This is a genomic window from Thioalkalivibrio sp. ALJ3 (assembly GCF_000377205.1).
Lineage (GTDB): Bacteria > Pseudomonadota > Gammaproteobacteria > Ectothiorhodospirales > Ectothiorhodospiraceae > Thioalkalivibrio.
This window is the reverse complement of the sequence record NZ_KB897905.1, coordinates 244,586-261,920: the sequence shown is the minus strand read 5'-3', so window position 1 is coordinate 261,920 and position 17,335 is coordinate 244,586. Positions and strand designations below refer to the sequence as shown.

General features: G+C 67.2%; 19 protein-coding genes (1 of these 19 only partly in view). 10 read left to right on the top strand and 9 right to left on the bottom strand.

Features of this window, described 5'->3' with window-relative positions; all coding sequences use genetic code 11:
• Nucleotides 1-46 precede the first annotated feature (46 nt).
• A complete protein-coding gene (locus tag C935_RS0101290; RefSeq protein ID WP_018860707.1) occupies nucleotides 47-688 on the bottom strand; it encodes a hypothetical protein in 642 nt (213 codons plus the stop codon).
• Nucleotides 689-763: 75 nt separating this feature from the next.
• On the opposite strand from C935_RS0101290, the gene C935_RS0101285 reads away from it, so the two are divergent.
• Both C935_RS0101285 and C935_RS0101280 read left to right on the top strand, forming a co-directional pair.
• Complete coding sequence (locus C935_RS0101285; RefSeq protein ID WP_018860706.1) at nucleotides 764-1,861, top strand: LLM class flavin-dependent oxidoreductase; 1,098 nt, start codon at nucleotides 764-766, stop codon at nucleotides 1,859-1,861.
• Between the two features lie 6 nt (nucleotides 1,862-1,867).
• Complete coding sequence (locus C935_RS0101280; protein WP_018860705.1) at nucleotides 1,868-2,788, top strand: NAD-dependent epimerase/dehydratase family protein; 921 nt, start codon at nucleotides 1,868-1,870, stop codon at nucleotides 2,786-2,788.
• An 870-nt stretch (nucleotides 2,789-3,658) separates the two neighbouring features.
• Here the strand turns inward: C935_RS0101280 and C935_RS0101275 are convergent.
• The 4 genes from C935_RS0101275 to thiD all read right to left on the bottom strand — a co-directional run bounded on the left by C935_RS0101275 (nucleotide 3,659) and on the right by thiD (nucleotide 7,338).
• On the bottom strand, nucleotides 3,659-4,477 hold the full coding sequence (locus tag C935_RS0101275) for a sulfite exporter TauE/SafE family protein (RefSeq protein WP_018860704.1): 819 nt from the start codon (nucleotides 4,475-4,477) through the stop codon (nucleotides 3,659-3,661).
• A gap of 85 nt (nucleotides 4,478-4,562) precedes the next feature.
• On the bottom strand, nucleotides 4,563-5,840 hold the full coding sequence (gene hemL / locus C935_RS0101270) for a glutamate-1-semialdehyde 2,1-aminomutase (protein WP_018860703.1): 1,278 nt from the start codon (nucleotides 5,838-5,840) through the stop codon (nucleotides 4,563-4,565).
• 75 nt (nucleotides 5,841-5,915) lie between these two features.
• Nucleotides 5,916-6,560 carry a thiamine phosphate synthase gene (thiE, locus tag C935_RS0101265; RefSeq protein WP_018860702.1) on the bottom strand — a complete coding sequence of 215 codons (645 nt, stop codon included), beginning with the start codon at nucleotides 6,558-6,560 and terminating at the stop codon, nucleotides 5,916-5,918.
• A complete protein-coding gene (gene thiD, locus C935_RS0101260; protein WP_018860701.1) occupies nucleotides 6,550-7,338 on the bottom strand; it encodes a bifunctional hydroxymethylpyrimidine kinase/phosphomethylpyrimidine kinase in 789 nt (262 codons plus the stop codon). The genes thiE and thiD overlap by 11 nt, the downstream gene beginning before the upstream one ends.
• Nucleotides 7,339-7,421: 83 nt before the next feature.
• On the opposite strand from thiD, the gene C935_RS0101255 reads away from it, so the two are divergent.
• On the top strand, nucleotides 7,422-7,868 hold the full coding sequence (locus C935_RS0101255) for a hypothetical protein (RefSeq protein ID WP_018860700.1): 447 nt from the start codon (nucleotides 7,422-7,424) through the stop codon (nucleotides 7,866-7,868).
• On the opposite strand, the gene C935_RS0101250 is transcribed toward C935_RS0101255, so the two are convergent.
• Nucleotides 7,861-8,547: an HAD family phosphatase gene (locus C935_RS0101250; protein WP_018860699.1), complete on the bottom strand. Its 687-nt coding sequence runs from the start codon at nucleotides 8,545-8,547 to the stop codon at nucleotides 7,861-7,863. The two genes, C935_RS0101255 and C935_RS0101250, sit on opposite strands and share 8 nt — an antisense overlap.
• A 447-nt stretch (nucleotides 8,548-8,994) precedes the next feature.
• On the opposite strand from C935_RS0101250, the gene C935_RS0101245 reads away from it, so the two are divergent.
• Both C935_RS0101245 and ptsP read left to right on the top strand, forming a co-directional pair.
• Nucleotides 8,995-9,561, top strand: a complete 567-nt coding sequence (locus tag C935_RS0101245) for an RNA pyrophosphohydrolase (protein WP_026278574.1) — start codon at nucleotides 8,995-8,997, stop codon at nucleotides 9,559-9,561.
• Nucleotides 9,562-9,581: 20 nt separating this feature from the next.
• A complete protein-coding gene (gene ptsP / locus C935_RS0101240) occupies nucleotides 9,582-11,849 on the top strand; it encodes a phosphoenolpyruvate--protein phosphotransferase (RefSeq protein WP_018860697.1) in 2,268 nt (755 codons plus the stop codon).
• 11 nt (nucleotides 11,850-11,860) lie between these two features.
• On the opposite strand, the gene C935_RS0101235 is transcribed toward ptsP, so the two are convergent.
• Complete coding sequence (locus C935_RS0101235; protein WP_018860696.1) at nucleotides 11,861-12,379, bottom strand: CopD family protein; 519 nt, start codon at nucleotides 12,377-12,379, stop codon at nucleotides 11,861-11,863.
• 35 nt (nucleotides 12,380-12,414) lie between these two features.
• Nucleotides 12,415-12,930: a peroxiredoxin gene (locus C935_RS0101230; RefSeq protein ID WP_018860695.1), complete on the bottom strand. Its 516-nt coding sequence runs from the start codon at nucleotides 12,928-12,930 to the stop codon at nucleotides 12,415-12,417.
• Nucleotides 12,931-13,028: 98 nt separating this feature from the next.
• Between C935_RS0101230 and argC the strand changes: the two genes are divergently transcribed.
• The 4 genes from argC (at nucleotide 13,029) to erpA (ending at nucleotide 15,793) form a co-directional block, all read left to right on the top strand.
• The gene (gene argC / locus C935_RS0101225) at nucleotides 13,029-14,084 is read left to right on the top strand and encodes an N-acetyl-gamma-glutamyl-phosphate reductase (RefSeq protein WP_018860694.1); all 1,056 of its coding nucleotides are present in this window, start codon (nucleotides 13,029-13,031) and stop codon (nucleotides 14,082-14,084) included.
• A 14-nt stretch (nucleotides 14,085-14,098) separates the two neighbouring features.
• Entirely contained in the window at nucleotides 14,099-14,860 is a 762-nt protein-coding gene (locus C935_RS0101220) for a DUF6776 family protein (protein ID WP_018860693.1), read from the top strand.
• Entirely contained in the window at nucleotides 14,857-15,291 is a 435-nt protein-coding gene (locus C935_RS0101215) for a polymer-forming cytoskeletal protein (protein ID WP_018860692.1), read from the top strand. Before C935_RS0101220 ends, C935_RS0101215 begins: the two co-directional genes overlap by 4 nt.
• A gap of 121 nt (nucleotides 15,292-15,412) precedes the next feature.
• A complete protein-coding gene (gene erpA, locus C935_RS0101210) occupies nucleotides 15,413-15,793 on the top strand; it encodes an iron-sulfur cluster insertion protein ErpA (RefSeq protein ID WP_018860691.1) in 381 nt (126 codons plus the stop codon).
• A 66-nt stretch (nucleotides 15,794-15,859) separates the two neighbouring features.
• Here the strand turns inward: erpA and C935_RS0101205 are convergent, their stop codons facing one another.
• Nucleotides 15,860-16,990 (bottom strand): anhydro-N-acetylmuramic acid kinase, encoded by a 1,131-nt coding sequence (locus tag C935_RS0101205; RefSeq protein WP_026278572.1) that lies wholly within the window; start codon nucleotides 16,988-16,990, stop codon nucleotides 15,860-15,862.
• 178 nt (nucleotides 16,991-17,168) lie between these two features.
• On the opposite strand from C935_RS0101205, the gene tyrS reads away from it, so the two are divergent.
• A protein-coding gene (gene tyrS, locus C935_RS0101200; protein WP_026278571.1) for a tyrosine--tRNA ligase crosses the window boundary here: on the top strand, nucleotides 17,169-17,335 show its beginning. 1,042 nt of this gene lie beyond the right edge of the window; 167 of the gene's 1,209 nt are visible here — the first part of the coding sequence; it begins with the start codon at nucleotides 17,169-17,171; its stop codon lies off the right edge, out of view.

Sequence of the window (17,335 nt, the reverse complement as noted above, 5' to 3'; positions counted from 1 at the left end):
AGTCTGGCGCGGGACGGGTGCCTGGTCAAACCGGTTTGGGTGGAGTTCATCCCACCCCCAGCAACTGGGCGATGGTGCGAAACTCGGAAAGTCGATCCGGTCGCGCTCTCAGGAACACGGGCGTCGGGCCCTGGCCGCCGGCCGCGATCAGGGCCTCCACCAGGGCCCGCCACCCCATCGGGTCCAGACCCGTCTCCGGTTCGATCTGCCACAGGCCGGCGCCGTCTTGGCCCGGATACCACAGGGCCTCGCGGGTGCCCGGCAGTTTGTGAGCCTCGGCGGGTCCGGCCAGCAAGGCGGTTTTCACGTTGCCGCCCTTGAGTGCCGCCTCCACGGCGGCGGCATCCTCGGCACCCATGACGCCGAGGGCCACACCGTGCAGCGTGTCGCCCAGTTCGTTCTCGATTCGGGCCAGAGCGGCCGCACCCGCCTCCGGCGGAAGATCCCGTGGCCACTCCAGTGTCAGCTGCAGCTTGGCGGGGACCGCCTCGGCCCATGGCCCGAACGGGCCTTCATCCTGTGCCGACCAGACAGAGGCCGGCAGCAGTAGACGGCTGTGATAGTGGGTGTAGTACTCCAGCTGCCAGTCGGTCGGGAGGTCATCCGGGAAAAAGCTCTCCCACCAGGGCTCACCGGGGCCCGTGACCCCGGCAGCCTGCAGTTCCAGCGCTTGTTGATCCTTCGACATCCGCGTCTCCCTCGTTCAACCGCAGCCTGGCGGGCTTGCTTGTATCGCCACCGCGCGCGCGGCACAGTTGGCGCCATGCGCTTCGACCTCTTTCATGAACTCTCGGTGCCGGAGTTTCTGCAGACCTCCGAGACCGAGGTGATCGACCGGACCCTGGCCCTGTGGGAGCAGGCCGATCGTCTTGGCTACGGCACCGCCTGGCTGGTGGAGCACCACCTGATGCCGGAATTCTCCCACAGCACCGCGCCGGACCTGGTACTGGCCGCGGCCAGCCAGCGCACCGAACGCCTGCGTCTGGGCCTCGGCGTGGTCCCGCTGCCCTACCACCACCCCCTGCGGGTCGCGCAGCGGGTCGGCATGCTCGACCAGCTCTCCGGCGGGCGCCTGGATCTGGGCATCGGGCGCGGCTTTTCGCCGCGCGAATATGCCACATTCGGCGCCGAGATGAGCGAGTCCCGCGCGCGGGTCGATGCCGGACTGGATGCGCTGCGCCAGGCCTTCGCCACCGGCCGGATCACCCAGCACGGCCCGTTCCATCATCTGGACGACGTGCCCGTGATGCCGCGCCCGGTGCAGGACCCGCACCCGCCGATCTGGACCGCTGCGGTCAGCCCGGAATCGTTCACCTGGGCCGCCGAGCAGGGCATCGGGGCGCTGGCAGGTCCGTTCAAGCCGTGGCAGATGATCCGCGAAGACATCCGCCTGTACCGCGAGGCCTGGGACGCATCGCGCACCGATATCGCCCATCCGCCGCGCGTCGGGATGACCCTCGGGGTGCTGTGCCTGCCGGATGGCAAGCGCGCCCGGCGCGAGGCCAAGCCCGCGTTCGAGTGGTTCTATCGCCACATGTTCCAGCAGACCCTGCCGGTGCTGGAGCGGCTGATCGAGGGCTACGACTACTATCGTTCGCTCGGCCGCTTCCGCCACCTGGTCAAGGCCGGGATCAATCTGAAGATCCTCGACATGCTGGGCATGACGCTGGTTGGCACGCCCGCCGAGTGTCGCGAGCGCATCGAGGGGCTGCGCGCGGCCGGGGTCGACCAGGTCCTGCTGGCCTTCGGGGCCGGGGCCGTACCCCACGAACTCGCGCTGGAGTCCATGGACTGCTTTGCAGAGGAGGTCATGCCGGCCTTTGCCGAACGCGCCCCGGGCGCCACCGGCACGGCTGGATAGCTGTCCATGCGGGTCGCCGTGACCGGCGCTGCCGGGCGTCTGGGCCAGGTGCTTGTTCCGGCCCTGGCCGCCGCCGAGGATATCCAGTCTGTCACCGCGATCGACCGCCGCCCGGTTGCTGCCGCCGCCGCGCGCACAATCCCGTTGCAATCCGACCTCGCGGATCTCGGTGCGGAACACCTGGCCGGGCATGACAGCCTGATCCACCTCGCCTTCCAGCTGATGGGCGGGCAGGGCGGGAGCCGGCGCCGCGACCGCGACTGGGTGCGTGCGCAGAATGTCGAGCTGAGCCGCCACGTCTTTCAGGCAGCCGCCGCGGCCGGTGTGAGCCAGATCGTCTTCCTCTCCAGCGCCGCGGTCTACGGTCCATGGCCGGATTCGCCGCGCCCACTGACCGAGCGCAGCCCGGCGCGGCCGCGCTTTCCATACGCCGAGGACAAGGTCGCCACCGAGCAGGCCCTGCTGGCGGTCGCCGAGCAGTATCCCGATTTGACCACCTGCATCTTCCGCCCCCCGGCAATCGTCGGGCCGCATGCCCACCCGCTGCTGCGCCGGGTCGCGCGCAGTCGCGTGTATCCAGGTGGCGTCGAGGTGCCGGTGCAGATCCTGTGGGAGGACGACGCCGCGGACGCCGTGGTGCGAGCGGTCACGCGCCAGGCGGAGGGCATCTTCAACCTCGGGGCCGAGCCTGTCTGGTCCATGCGCCGGATGGCGCTCCACCGGCGCCGCTGGGGCATCCCGGTGCCCCCGGGCCTGATCCGTGCGCTGCACCCGCTGGCCTGGCGACTCACCCGCCATGCCGGCGATCCCGGCTGGGTCCAGGGCCTCGACGGCGCCCTTCACATGGACTGCTCGAGCGCCCGCGAGCAGCTCGGCTGGACACCCCGGGTCTCCACCCCCGAGTGCCTGGAGCGCCTGCGCCGCTAGCTCCGTCGTTTTCAGGCTGGGCCTGGTTCGTCATCCGGTGTTTACGGTGGCTTTGGTCCGCCGCCTGCCAAGCGCTGTTTCGGCAGCGCGCCCCGCCAGTTGTTAATCAAAAACGGGCTTCTTTGCTCGTGCAAAGAAGGAACCAAGAAACACGCCCGGGATTCGCCCGGGAACCTTGCTCCGGACGCGCCAGGCCGGCGGCGCTGAAACTCGCTTCGCTCAGACAGTCAGCGCCTTCTCCCGGCCTGTCACGCCCTCCACAAGGGGCTCATATCGGGAGGGTAGGTCAAGACAGGCGGCATTCCAGCATCAGAGGTAAGCCCTGAGCTGTAGGGTGCGTTGAGCGCAGCGAAACGCACCATCCCGGTGCCGGGGCTAATCGCTGATGCGATTCGCTGCGCTCATCCGCATCCTACATGGGGTCTGGCGCCCGCTGGCGGGCGCGGCACGCCATGGCCGAAGGCCGCGCGTGCCAAGATGTCCGAATACCTTGCCTCCAACCATTGGCACAAACGTCAGAGCGGCCGTTGTCTTGACCTTATCCCCCCGTATGAAGCCCCTTGCGGAAGGGGCCTCGGGACGGAAAAGAGGCGCTGACTGTCTGAGCGAAGCCAAAGGCGCAGCGAGTTTCAGCGCCGCCGGCCCGAGGGCCCTGGAGCAAGGTCCTCGGGCGGAATCCGGGTGCCCTTCTTTGGGTACTTTCTTGGGCAAGCAAGAAAGTACCTCGGGGCGCGCTGCCGAGACAGCGCAGGCAGGCGGCCGGACGAAGGCACCGTAAACACCGGATGACGAACCAGGCCTAGCCACCAACCGGCAAGGCGGAGGCACAGGGCCGCGTGGTCGCGCATGGGGGCGCTGCGATGCGCTGGACTAGCGCAGGAGCATCAGGATGCCGGCGAGGATTAGCACGCCGGCGAAGCCGCGTCGGAGGACGCCCACGGGCAGATAGTGCGCCAGCCAGACACCCGCACGTACGCTGATGGCCGTGCCGATGACCACGCCGAGGATGGCGGGCAGGTAGAGATACCCCAGTGCCCACTCGGGCGCCTGATAGGTCGGATCGGTCCACTGCGGCAGGGCGAACACCAGGCTCGCGCCGATGGAGATCGGCACGCCGAGGGCCGCGCCCGAGCCGATCGCCCGGCGTAGTTCCAGCCCCTGGCTGACCAGGAACGGGGTGGTCAGCGTGCCGCCGCCGATGCCGATCAGCGAGGAGACGGCCCCGATCACGGTGCCGCCGCCCAGCCATACGCTGCGTCGGGGTACGGGCGCCTTTGGGGGCTGAACGTTCAACAGCATCCAGATTCCGATTGCGACCTCGAAGGCGCCGAAGATGCGCCCCAGGTGGTCGGAGTCGATGCGCGTGGCCAGCCAGGCCCCGAGCAGGGCCCCGACGATGATCCCCGGCAGCAGGCGGCGCACGGCCGTGCCGTTCACCCCGCCGCGGCGATGATGGGCGCGGGCGGACAGGATCGCGGTGGGGATGATCGCGCCCAGCGAGGAGCCGACCGCGAGCTGCACCAGGCTGGCCGAGTCGAAGGCCAGCAGGCCGAAGATCGCGACGAACACCGGCACCAGGATCAGCCCGCCGCCGATGCCGAACATCCCGGCCGGGATGCCGGCGACCAGGCCCAGAAGCACAAATAGCAGCCCCAGCGCCAGCGGTGACTGGGTCAGGGCCTCAAGCATGTTCGGGGCGTAAGGGTGAGGTCGTCAGGTAGGGCCCGGCCAGCAAGCATGGAGCCGGCCGGGTCCGGAGAGACGGGGCAGGCGCTCAGAGCGCCTTGAAGCACTTGCGGGCGGCCTCGATGGTGGCGTCGAGGTCCGCCTCCGAGTGGGCGTTGGACATGAAGCCGGCCTCGAAGGCGCTGGGGGCCAGGTAGATGCCCTCGCCCAGCATCGCGTGGAAGAAGCGGCCGAAAGCGGCGGTGTCGCAGGCGGTGGCGCCGGCGAAGTCGGTGACCTTCTGGTCCGAGAAGAACAGGCCGAACATGCCCGGCACCTGGTTGGTGGTCAGGGCGACCCCGGCCTCGCGCGCGGCGTCCTCGAAGCCCGCGACGACTTTCTGCGTGCGCTGCTCCAGTTCGTCGTGGAAGCCCGGGCGGGACAGGATCTCCAGGGTCTTGAGCCCGGCGGTCATCGCGATCGGGTTTCCGGACAGGGTGCCGGCCTGGTAGACCGGGCCCAGCGGCGAGAGGTGTTCCATGATCGCGCGCTTGCCGCCGAAGGCCCCCACCGGCATGCCGCCGCCGATGATCTTGCCCAGCGTGGTCAGGTCCGGGGTGACGCCGAGATAGCCCTGGGCGCAGTTTTTCGAGACGCGGAAGCCGGTCATCACCTCGTCGAAGATCAGTACCGCGCCGTGCTGGTCACAGACCTCGCGCAGGGTCTCCAGGAAGCCCGGTTCCGGCGGGATGCAGTTCATGTTGCCGGCGATCGGCTCGACGATGATGCAGGCGACCTCGTCGCCCTTTTCGGCGAAGAAGGCGCGCACGCCGTCCGGATCGTTGTAGGTGAGGGTGCTGGTCAGGGCGGCCAGCTCCTTCGGCACGCCGGGGGAGCTCGGCTGGCCGAGGGTCAGGGCACCGGAGCCGGCCTTCACCAGCAGAGAGTCGCCATGGCCGTGGTAGTTGCCCTCGAACTTCACGATGCGGTCGCGGCCGGTGTAGCCGCGCGCGAGCCGGATCGCGCTCATGGTGGCCTCGGAGCCCGAGTTGGTCATGCGCACCAGGTCCATCGATGGCACCAGTTCGCAGACCTTCGCGGCCATGTCGTTCTCCAGCCGGGTCGGGCAGCCGAAGGACAGGCCGTTGTTGCAGGCCTCGCGCACCGCCTCGATCACCTCGGGGTGGGCGTGGCCGGCGACCATCGGGCCCCAGGAGCCGATGTAGTCGATGTAGCGCTGGCCGTCGGCGTCCCACATGTAGGCGCCGTTGGCGCGGTCCATGAAGATCGGGGTGCCGCCCACGCCCTTGAACGCGCGGACTGGGGAGTTCACGCCCCCGGGGATGTGCTGCTTGGCGGCCTCGAACAGACGCTCGGTTTCCTGCATGACGGTGTCCCTGTAGTTCAATGGAATCGGTAGGCCCGGCAACCATAGCGGCGGCCGCCGGGCGGTGCAAAGTGGTCAGTCGAACAGTGTGCTGATGCGCCGGGCGGCGGCCTCCGGGGCGGGCGCGGAGCTGATGCCCTGGATCACGGCGACCAGATCCGCCCCAGCCGCGACCACCTCCGCCGCGTTGTCCGGGGTGATGCCGCCGATGCCGCAGATCGGCAGGTCCAGGGCCGCGCGCGCCTGGCGGATCAGTTCCGGCCCGGCATAGGCGGCCTGCGGCTTGGTCGGTGAGGCGAACATGGTGCCGAAGGCGACATAGCTGGCGCCGGCCCGGGCGGCGGCCTCGGCGCGCGCCAGCTCGTTGTAGCAGGAGACCCCGATGACCGCGTCGGGCCCCAGGAGCGCACGGGCCGCGGCCGGGTCCGGGTCGTCGCGGCCCAGATGCAGGCCATCGGCCTGGACGCGTGCGGCCAGCTCGGTGTCGTCGTTGATGATGCAGCGCGCACCGTGCGTATGGGCGAGGGTGACCAGCTCGCGGGCGATCGCCTCGCGAGCGTCTCCTTGAAGCTCCTTGTCGCGGAACTGGATCAGGCTGGCGCCGCCACGCAGTGCGGCGGTGGTATGGGCGAGGTGGGTGGCGCGCGGGTCCGCGCCCTCCGGCACCGCGGGGGTGATGAAGTAGAGCCCGCGCAGGGGCGCTCGGCTGTCAGTCGTCATGCGGGCACAGGCGGTTGGGGATGTGCTGGCCGTGGCCGGGCGCATAGCCGCGGGCGATGGCATCGTTCATGAAGGCCTGGGCCTCGATCACGGCCGGTTCGATGTCGCGGCCACGGGCGAGGAAGGCGGCGATCGCTGCGGCCAGGGTGCAGCCGGAGCCGTGGAAGCCGGCCGGATGGCGTGGCAGCTCGAACGGGCGCACGTGGTCGTCCTCGCGGTAGAGACGATTGATGATCGGGTCCTTCTCGGTGCCCTCGTGCCCGCCGGTGACCAGCACGTTGCGCGCGCCCAGCTGGCGAAGCTGGTGGCCCCACTGCGCGGGGTCTTCGCTGCGGGCCAGACGGGCGGCCTCGGGCCCGTTCGGGGTGATCAGCGTGGCTCGCGGCAGCAGGGCCTCGCGCGTGGCGTCGACCACCGCCTCGGTAGCCAGTGCCCCGCCGCCGCCGGCGACCATTACCGGGTCTAGCACCACCGGGATGTGCGGGTGAGCGCTCAGCAGCGCGGAGACGACGGTGACATTCTCCACGGAGCCGAGCATGCCGATCTTGATCGCTGCGACCTCGAGATCCGCGAGGGTGACCTCGATCTGGGCGCGCAGCTGCTCCGGCGGGAGCACGGTGAAGTCCACCACATTGCGGGTGTCCTGGACGGTGATCGCGGTCACGGCCGTGGCCCCGTGTACGCCGAGGCGGGTGAAGGTGGTCAGGTCGGCCTGCAGACCCGCACCGCCGCCGGGGTCGGAGCCGGCAATGGTCAGCGCGATCGGGGGATGATTCATGAATGGGGGCTCCCGTGCTAAGGTTGCGCGCGCCCCGGCACCCCCGGGGCGTTCTTGTTCCGAATCCCGGGAGTGTACGCAGCATGAGCCACGAGTTCGAAGTCGAGTCCATCCGTCCCCTGGTCGCCGCCGCGAAGGCCGGCGGTACGCTGAATGCGGAGGTCGACCAGGCCCTGGCCGCACTGGAACAGGAGATCAACCGGATCGCCGCCGAGCTGCAGGTGGAGCACGTGGGCCCCGGGGTGGGTATGGCGGACATGAATGCCGAGCATGTCTATCGCCTGGTCATCCGCCAGCACGAGATCGACGTGACGCGGCACGAATGGAGCCTGTGGGTTTGCGATGCGCTCGATAACTGCGACTTCCGCGCGACCTGGCCGGTCACCGGCGCCGGCCGTCTGCGCCGCAAGCAGGTGACGGCCGTGGTGCCGGAGCTCGTGACGGGCTACCGCGATGCGGTCGTGGCCGCCGGCAAGGGCGATACCCAGGCCGGCCAGCGTCTGAACCAGATGGCCGGGCTGTTTAGCTGATCGAACCTTCCGGCTCGCGCAGCGAAATCACCGGCCAGCCCCGTTCGCGGGCATGTGCGGCCAAGGCCGGGTCGGGATCCACGGCCACCGGGCGACCGACCTGTTCCAGTAGTGGGATGTCGTTCCGCGAGTCGCTGTAGAAGCTGGCCCGCGTGATCGTGCTGTCGGGGTCCGGGTGATCCGCGAGGTGCTGGCGCAGGCGCTCGATCTTGCCCTCCTGAAAGCAGGGTACGCCCGTTAGCTCGCCCGTAAACTCCCCGTCCTCGCGCTCCTCCGCCAGGGTGGCGATCAGGTGATCCACGCCGAGGATATCGGCGATCGGCTGGGTCACGAACTGGTTGGTCGCGGTGATGATTACCAGCTCGTCGCCGGCTTCCCGGTGCCGGGCCAGCAGACGCTGGGCGCCGGGGGCGATCATCGGGCGTATCAGCGTCTCGATGAACTGCTCCCGCCACTGTTCCAGCTGCGCGCGCGGGTGCTCGGCCAGCGGGCTGAACGCGAAGCGGCAGAACTCGTGGATGTCGAGGGTCCCCGCGACATACTCCTGATAGAAGCGGTCATTGGTCTCGGCGTGACAGGTCGGGTGTACGGCACCGACCTCGGCCAGGAACTGGTTCCAGGCGTGATCGCTGTCGCCGGCGAGCAGGGTATTGTCGAGGTCGAACAGGGCCAGGTTCATGGATCGCTCCGCGGATTAGGGGTCGCGCTGGGAAGACGGCGGGAGTTTACCGGGGCATGACTTCGCACGCAGCTTTGCCTGTCCTGCCACGGGGGATGCGTGGGAAACGCTGATGGATGTACACGCTCGCGCTCGAGTCGCTTTTGCGTGCGAACAAGGCGCGGTGACTGCCGTGCAGTCATTCTGCACAAGGGAGCCGCAACGCCGTTCCGACGCCCGTTTTCGATAACAACGGGCGGCCGAGCCCCTTGGGGTTGGTACCCCAGGTTCCCCGATCCTGCGTTGTGCCACTTGCGGGTAGAACCACTACCCGCTGCGCGGCGCGCCTTGCCTCGGAAAACCTGGGGTACCAACGCGAGCGTGTACATTCATCAGCGTTTCCCAAGGTCTTTGCCGCGGGGCCTCGGGCTGTGGAACAATGCAATCAGTGAAGAAAGCGTCTGGTTGATGCAAGTGATTGATTGTGAGGGGTATAGAGCCAACGTAGGCATCATCCTGTGCAATCGGGAGCGCCAGCTTTTCTGGGGCAAGCGCGTGGGCCAGGACGCCTGGCAGTTTCCCCAGGGCGGTATCCGCGTGGAAGAGACGCCGGAGCAGGCGATGTACCGCGAGTTGCGGGAGGAAACGGGCCTGTTGCCCGAGCATGTCGAGGTGCTCGGCAATACCCAGCACTGGCTGCGCTACCGCCTGCCGGAGCGCATGGTGCGGCGTCACCGCCGCCCGGTCTGCATCGGCCAGAAACAGCGCTGGTTCCTGTTACGGATGATGGGCAACGAGAACGACGTGATCCTGGATGCGATGGGTACCCCCGAATTCGACGACTGGCGCTGGATCGACTATTGGCGCCCGGCACGCGAGGTCGTGCATTTCAAGCGCCAGGTCTATCGCCGCGCGCTGTGCGAGCTGGTGCCGCTGATGTTCCCGGAGCTGGAAGGCCAGCGTTCGCGTCCTGCGCCGGGGCGTGACGCCAGCGATCAGGTCCCGTCGCACGCTTCGACGGTGTCGCCACGTTGACGAGTCCGAACCCCCCGTCGATGCTGGAGGTCCTGCGCCGCGTGGTGCAGGAGGTCAATGGCGCCGCCGACTTTTTCGAGGCGCTGCATATCATCGTGACCCGCGTGAAGGCCGCGTTGGATATCGATGTCTGCTCCATTTACCTGAAGTCACCGCAGTCGGGCCGTCTGGTGCTGATGGCGTCGGAGGGTCTGCGCGAGGAATCCATCGGGCATGTGGAGATGGACCCTTCCGAGGGTCTAGTGGGGCTGGTCGCCTCGCGCGCCGAGCCGGTCAACCTGGACAGTGCCCAGGACCACCCGCGCTTTCGTTATTTCCCCGAGACCGGCGAGGAACACTTCCTGGCCTTTCTCGGTGTGCCGATTATCCACCAACGCAGCCTGCTGGGGGTGTTGGTCGTGCAGCAGCATCAGGCGCGCAAGTTCGATGACGAGCACGTCTCCTTCCTGATTACCCTGGCTGCGCAGCTGGCCGGTGCGATCGCCTACGCGGAATTCAACGACGAGATCTCCTCCGAGACCCCGCTGATCGGGCACGTCAATGTCGAGGCGACCGGGATCGCCGGTTCCCCCGGGGTCGCGATCGGCCGGGCCGTGGTGGCCTACCGGCTGGCGGATCTCGACTCCATCCCGGATCGCGAGGGCATAGGGGTCGACGAGGAGCTCGAGCGTTTCGGACAGGCGGTGGCCGAGACGCGCACCGAGATCGAGGATCTCAAGCAGCGCATGGGCGAGGCGCTCGGCGCGGACGAGCAGGTCCTGTTCGACGCTTATCTGATGTTGCTGGGCTCGGACTCTCTGGTGCACAAGACCGAGGCGCGCATTCGCAACGGTCAATGGGCTCCGGCTGCCCTGCGCGACACCGTGCGCGAGAGCGTTCGCGTGTTCGAGGACATGGAAGATCCATATCTGCGCGAGCGCGCGGCCGATGTGCGGGACCTGGGTCGGCGGGTGTTGTCTCATCTGCTGCCGGCCGAGCGCAGCCAGGAGGAATTCCCGGACGGGGGCATCCTGGTCGGTGACGACCTGACCGCGTCACACCTGGCCGAGGTGCCGATCGAGCGCCTGGGTGCGATGGTTTCGGCCAAGGGCACCGGGTCCTCGCACATCGCGATCCTGGCGCGGGCGCTCAATATCCCGGCGGTGATGGGGGTCTCGGAGCTGCCGGTAGGCCGTCTGGAAAACCGCGAGATCCTGGTCGACGGTTATCGCGGCCGCCTGTTCGTGAACCCGAACGCGGAACTGCGCGCGGAGTTCGAGCGCCTGGTACGCGAGGAGCGCGAGCTGGCCGAGGATCTGCGCTCCCTGGCCAAGGATCCGGCGGCCACCCGCGATGGTGTGGCGGTCCCGGTACTGGCGAATTCCGGGCTGCTGGCCGATATCAAGCCGTCGCTGGAATCCGGGGCCGAGGGTGTGGGGCTTTATCGCACCGAGGTCCCGTTCATGATCCGCGACCGCTTCCCCGGGGAGGAGGAGCAGGTCCAGCTCTACGAGCAGGTGCTGGCGTCTTTTGACCCGATGCCGGTCACGTTGCGCACGCTGGATATCGGCGGCGACAAAGCGCTGCCGTATTTTCCGGTCAAGGAGGACAACCCGTTCCTGGGCTGGCGTGGCATCCGCATCTCGCTGGATCACCCGGAGATTTTCCTGACGCAGCTGCGCGCGATGCTCAAGGCCAGCTGCGCGCATGACAACCTGCAGATCCTGTTCCCGATGATCTCGGCTCTGGACGAGCTCAAGGGGGCGATGACGCTGCTCAACCGGGCGCGCGAGGAGCTGCTGGACGAGGGGTTCATGATCCCGATGCCCAAGGTCGGGGTGATGGTCGAGGTCCCGGCAGCGGTGTATCTGTCGGAGACGCTGGCCCGGCGCGTGGACTTCCTGTCGGTGGGGACCAATGATCTCGTTCAGTACCTGCTGGCGGTGGACCGCAACAACGCGCGGGTGGCCAACCTTTATGACACCCTGCACCCGGCCTGCATTCGCGCATTGGAGATCATCACCGACGGGGCGCACCGGGCGGGCAAGCCGGTCAGTGTGTGCGGCGAGATGGCGGCCGATCCGGCCGCGGTGATCCTGCTGCTGGGTATGGGGATCGACAGCCTCAGTGTCAGCGTCTCCGCAATTCCGCGGGTGAAATGGGTGATCCGAAGCTTCTCCACGGATCGTGCCGAGGCGCTACTGGCCCAGTGCCGCATGCTGGAGAACGCGGAACAGATCCGCTCGCTGCTGAACAATGCCCTGGTACAGGCCGGGCTCGGCGGCCTGGTGCGCGCGGGCAAGAACTGATTCGGCCGGCGTCAGGCGGCCTCGCGCCGGCGTCTCCACCAGCCGATCAGCGCGGCCAGCACAAAGATCGCCAGCACGACCCCGATCGCGATCAGGGCATCCGCGATGGAGCGGTTGATCACCAGCACCACCACGCCGACCAGGATTGGCACCGGAAACTCGTTGAACCAGCGAAACCAGGTGTGTTCGCGGCGGTTCAGGTCATCCCGGAAGTCACGCACGATCCAGCCGCACCAGATGTGGTAGATCACCAGCAGGGCCACCAGCGTGAGCTTGAAGTGCATCCAGGGCTCGTTCAGATACCCCGGGATCAGGGCCAGCATGACTCCGCCAAAGGCGATCGTCAGCAGCCCGCCGGGTGTCATGATCCCGTAGAACAGCTTGCGTTCCATGGTCTTGAAGCGCTCGTGGCCCAGGGCGTCGTCGGTCATCGCATGATAGACGAACAGCCGTGGCAGATAGAACAGCCCGGCGAACCAGGTGACCATGAAGATCACGTGCAGGCTTACCAGCCAGTTATAGGCTTCCATGCTTCAGGTCTCCCAGCGGGGCGGGGGTGGTGCGTTCAGGACAGCCAGCGTTGCAGGTGGCGTTCGATCTGTTCGAAGTCCGGGTCGCCCAGCTTCTGGTAGACGATGCGCCCGCTCGGCGAGATCACGAATGTGGTCGGGGTCAGACGCACGCCGCCGAAGGCTTGCGACATGCCGTCTTCGGTGTCGTGGATCACCCTGTACGGCATCTCGCGGTCCTCGCGCATCGCCTCCACCCGGTTGATCGGGTCGTAGGACACGGCGACCGCGAGCAGTTCGAAGCCCTTCTCGGCATAGGTCTCGTGCAGGTAGATCAGCTTCGGGATTTCGCGCACGCAGGACGGGCAGTTGGTGGCCCAGAAGGAGATCATCACCGGGCGCCCCTCGTAGTCCGACAGTGCTACCTCTTCGCCATCGAGCGTCGTGGCGGTGAATTCCGGCGCCGGGCGCATGCCGTCATCGGCCAGCCAGATCGCCAGGGCAACCCCGATCAGGGTCAGGATGAAGATGCCGCCAATGATGGTCTTGCGGTCGATGCGAAAGCTGCTCATGGGTTCAGGGGTTCCCGTTGGTTGTAAATCGCCGGTTTCGACTGGCGCGAGTGCGACTTCGTTCCGTGCTTTGTGGTAAGGCGGTATCATGCCGCAGCATGATGGCAACAACCAATAGCAAACCTATCCGCATCGGGGTTGTCGGTGCGACCGGGTACGCCGGCGTGGAACTGCTGCGCCTGCTGGCCCGACACCCTTCGGCAGACCTGGCAGTGGTCACCTCGCGCGGCGAGGCGGGTACGGCGGTCGCCGATTTGTTTCCCAGTCTGCGCGGGGCCGTGGACGCGGTCTTTCGCGAGCCGGATGCCGGCGTGCTGGGTGAGTGCGATGCGGTTTTCTTTGCCACGCCGCATGGAGTGGCCCACGCGATGGCCGGCGCGCTGCTGGAGCGCGGGACGCGGGTGATTGACCTGTCGGCCGACTTTCGCATACGCGATCCGGCGTTGTGGGAGCGCTGGTATGGCCAGGCGCACGGGGCCCCGGAGTATCTGGGCGAGGCGGTATACGGTCTGCCGGAGATTCACCGTGACCGGATCCGTCCTGCGCGGCTGATCGCCGTCCCGGGCTGTTACCCGACGGCCGTGACGCTCGGTGTCCTGCCGCTGCTGGAACAGGGCCTGATCGACCCGGCCGACGTGATCGCGGATGCCAAGAGCGGGGTCAGCGGGGCGGGGCGCAAGGCGCAGATTGGTGGCCTGTTCGCCGAGGTGCAGGAGAACTTCCGCGCCTACGCGGCCGGCGGGCATCGCCACTGGCCGGAGATTCACCAGACCCTGAGCGATGTGGTCGGTGGCGAGGTCGGGCTGATCTTTCAGCCGCATCTGGTGCCAATGACGCGCGGTATCCATGCGACCCTCTATCTGCGGTCGCGACAAGCCGAGACCGACTGGCAGGTTTGTTTCGAGCAGCGTTACGCCAATGAGCCGTTCGTCGATGTCCTGCCCCCGGGGTCGCATCCCGAGACGGCCAGCGTGCGGGGGACCAATCACTGCCGGATCGCGGTGGCACGGCCGCCGCACTCCGATCGTCTGGTGGTCCTGTCGGTGATTGACAACCTGGTCAAGGGGGCGGCCGGGCAGGCCGTGCAGAACATGAACCTCATGTTCGGCTACCCGGAGGACGAGGGGTTGCGCGACTTGGCGGTCTTCCCATAGGGGAACACTGGTTAATGTCCAAGCTCCCGACACCGGTGCCGCGGCGCCGCCCCCGGATCCCGCCGCCACGGCCGGTGCGACAGCGTCGGCGGCGCTGGGGCCTGGGTGTATTGTTGCTGGCTCCTTTCTTGTTGGTGGCCGGAATCGGCGGCTGGCTGTGGATGCACTGGCCGGACGAGGGCGTGATCGATCCCCAGGTGCGTATCGATGCCCTGACGGGCGAGCTGCAGCGCGAGGTTGCAGCGCGACAGCAGGCGGAGGCCGAGCAGCAACGCGCGAGGCGGCAGCTGTCACTCCTGGAGGCCGAAAAAGACGCCTATCGCGAGGATGTCGAGCGCCAGGAGGCTGAACTGGCACGGTTGCGGGATGAGGTGGCGTTCTACGAGCGGCTGGCAGAGAACAATAATGACTCGAGTCTGGGGTTGCGAGACCTGGCGCTGCAGGCGACGGGACAGTCCGGGGTGTGGGATGTGGTGTTCCAGATATACCGGGCTGGCCTGAACCGGTCGCTGGATGTGAGCTGGTCGCTGGAGATAACCGGGCGTTTCGAGGGGGACGACGAGGACACGACTCTCGATCAGGACGAGTTGGGCGTGGAGCAATCGCGCAGCATTGAGGGCTTCCGACTGTTGCGTAACGTGCGTGCGCGGGTCGTGTTGCCGGAGGATTTCACGCCGGAGGGTGTAACCGTTAGGGTGGAGCCCGACGAAGAGGATGGCCCCGAGCCGACGATGAAGCGCGGGGAATGGGATCGAATGACGGGAGAAGGGGCATGATCGGACGCAAGCGGGGGCGTGGTAGCAAGCGGGCACGTCGGGTCGACACCATGATTGGAGAGAACGCCGTGGTGCGTGGCGAAGTGGAGTTCAGCGGGGGGCTTTATGTCGAGGGCCGCGTGGTGGGCAGTATTCGTGCGCCGAGCGATCCTTCAGCCGTACTGATGGTGGCGCCTCAGGGGGTTGTCGAGGGGCAGGTGATGGTGCCGCACCTGGTTGTGAATGGCGAAGTGCGGGGTGATATGCACATGAGCGAGTACGTCGAACTCGGTGCGACCGCGCGTTTGCATGGCCACCTGTATTACAAGAGTCTGCAGATCACCGAGGGCGCGAGTATCGACGGCCAGCTCGAACGCATGGAAGAGCCCCTGCAGGGCGAACTGGAGGAGCCTCCTGTGCAGGAGGCCGAGCCGCAGACTGCGGTTTCCTGAGGGAGACCCATTCAACCGGCACTTTGCCGAACGTGGCCCAGCATCATTCGTGGGGTATTCTTGACGCTGACGGTCAGTATTCCGTAGCGTAAATGAAAATGATTCTTACAGGAGGCACCCAATGTCCGAAGCCATGACATCCAATACCGAGGCGGATATGGACATGGAGATCCCGAGCCCGCTGATCTTCTCTGATGCCGCCGCGAGCAAGGTGAAGGGGCTGATCGAGGAGGAGAACAACGACAACCTCAAGCTGAGGGTGTTCGTTAGCGGTGGCGGCTGCTCCGGCTTCCAGTACGGTTTTACCTTTGACGAAACCATTGGCGAGGGCGATACCGTGGTCGAGAACGGCGGGGTTACCCTGCTGATCGACCCGATGAGTTTTCAGTATCTCGTCGGTGCCGAAATTGACTACACCGAAGGTCTGGAAGGTGCGCAGTTCGTGATTCGCAATCCGAATGCCTCGACCACCTGCGGTTGCGGGTCCAGCTTCTCGGTCTGACGTACAGAGTCGTTACACTACTGTCAGGGCCCGGCCGTATCGGTCGGGCCTTTTTTGTGCGTATTTCTATGTCGATTCGGGCGCGCGGCCGGGGATCCGGCAGCCGAGGATGCGCGGCCCTCGCGCACCCGTGACCTCCGGCAGGTTGCCCGCCTCGCCGCGCAGATGCCGATACGCCAGCCAGGCAAAGGCGGCCCCCTCCACCTGCTGGGGTGGTATCCCGTGGCGTTCGGAACTCTCGACCTTGCTGCCGGCCAGCCGGCTTTGCAGCCGTTCCATCAGGTAGCCGTTGTGGGCGCCGCCGCCGCAGACAATGACGCGGTCGGGCGCTGCTGCTCGCAGGGATTCGAGCGTCAGGCGTACCCCGTCCACGGTGAGTTCGACCAGGGTGGCCTGAACGTCCTCTGCGTTCATCCGGTCGAGCTGTTCGCCCCCGACCTGGCGAAGCCAGTGGGGTGAGAAGTGCTCGGGCCCGGTGCTTTTGGGAGCGGGACGCAGGAAGTACGGGTCCTCGAGGAGTTGTGCCAGCAGTGACGGGTCGGTGTGCCCCGTGCGCGCCCACGCGCCACCGGCATCATAGGGCTGGCCAAGATGCCGGCGCGCCCAGCCGTCCAGGAGGGTGTTGGCGGGGCCGCTGTCGCATCCACGCACTGGCTGGCCCGGTTCCAGCCAGGTCAGGTTGGCGATCCCGCCGAGGTTCAGGATCGCGCGCGTCTCGGTCGGGTGCCCCAGCCAGTCTGCGTGGAACGCGCAGGCCAGCGGCGCCCCCTCGCCTCCCGCCGCGAGGTCGCGCTGGCGAAAGTGCGCGATCACATCGATGCCGGTGGCTTCAGCGATCCGGAACGGGTCTCCAATCTGCCAGGTGAAAGCGGGTTCGGCACCAGGCGCGTGGTGTACCGTCTGCCCGTGCGATCCGATGGCCTCGATGTCCGTGGCCTGTAGCCCGGTGGCTTCGAGGAGTCGGTCGACTGCGCGGGCGAGGAAGAGCCCGACCCGGGCATCCAGGGTGCCCAGGTCCTCGAAGCGCAGCGCCTCGGTAGTCGCGGCGGCGGCGAGGTCCTCCTCCAGCGCGTCCGGGTATGGCAGGTGACAATGTCCCCTGGTGCGCAGCGTTCGCCCGTCGTCGATCTCGACCAGGACTGCATCCACGCCGTCCCGGCTCGTGCCGGACATCAATCCAATCAACCGCTGGGTCACGTCTGCATTCCCTTTTCCGGTGGCGGAGTCATCTCGCTTCGTTGCGGGGCGCAAGGTATCCTTGCGCCCTTTGTGCGCCCCGTCGGCGCTTGATTGTCACGAACGCAAGCATTCTAGAGCGGAACGGTGTCGGTCGCAGGCCCGGCCTCCAGCACACGATCCGCCAAGGGCACGAGAGATGATGGAACTGGAAGAGCAGCTGGAGGTGTTCCGCCGCGGGGCGGACGAGATCCTGGTGGAGGAGGATCTGCGCGAGCGCTTGAAAGAGGGGCGTCCATTGCGGATCAAGGCGGGCTTTGACCCGACTGCACCGGACCTGCATCTCGGGCACACCGTACTCATCAA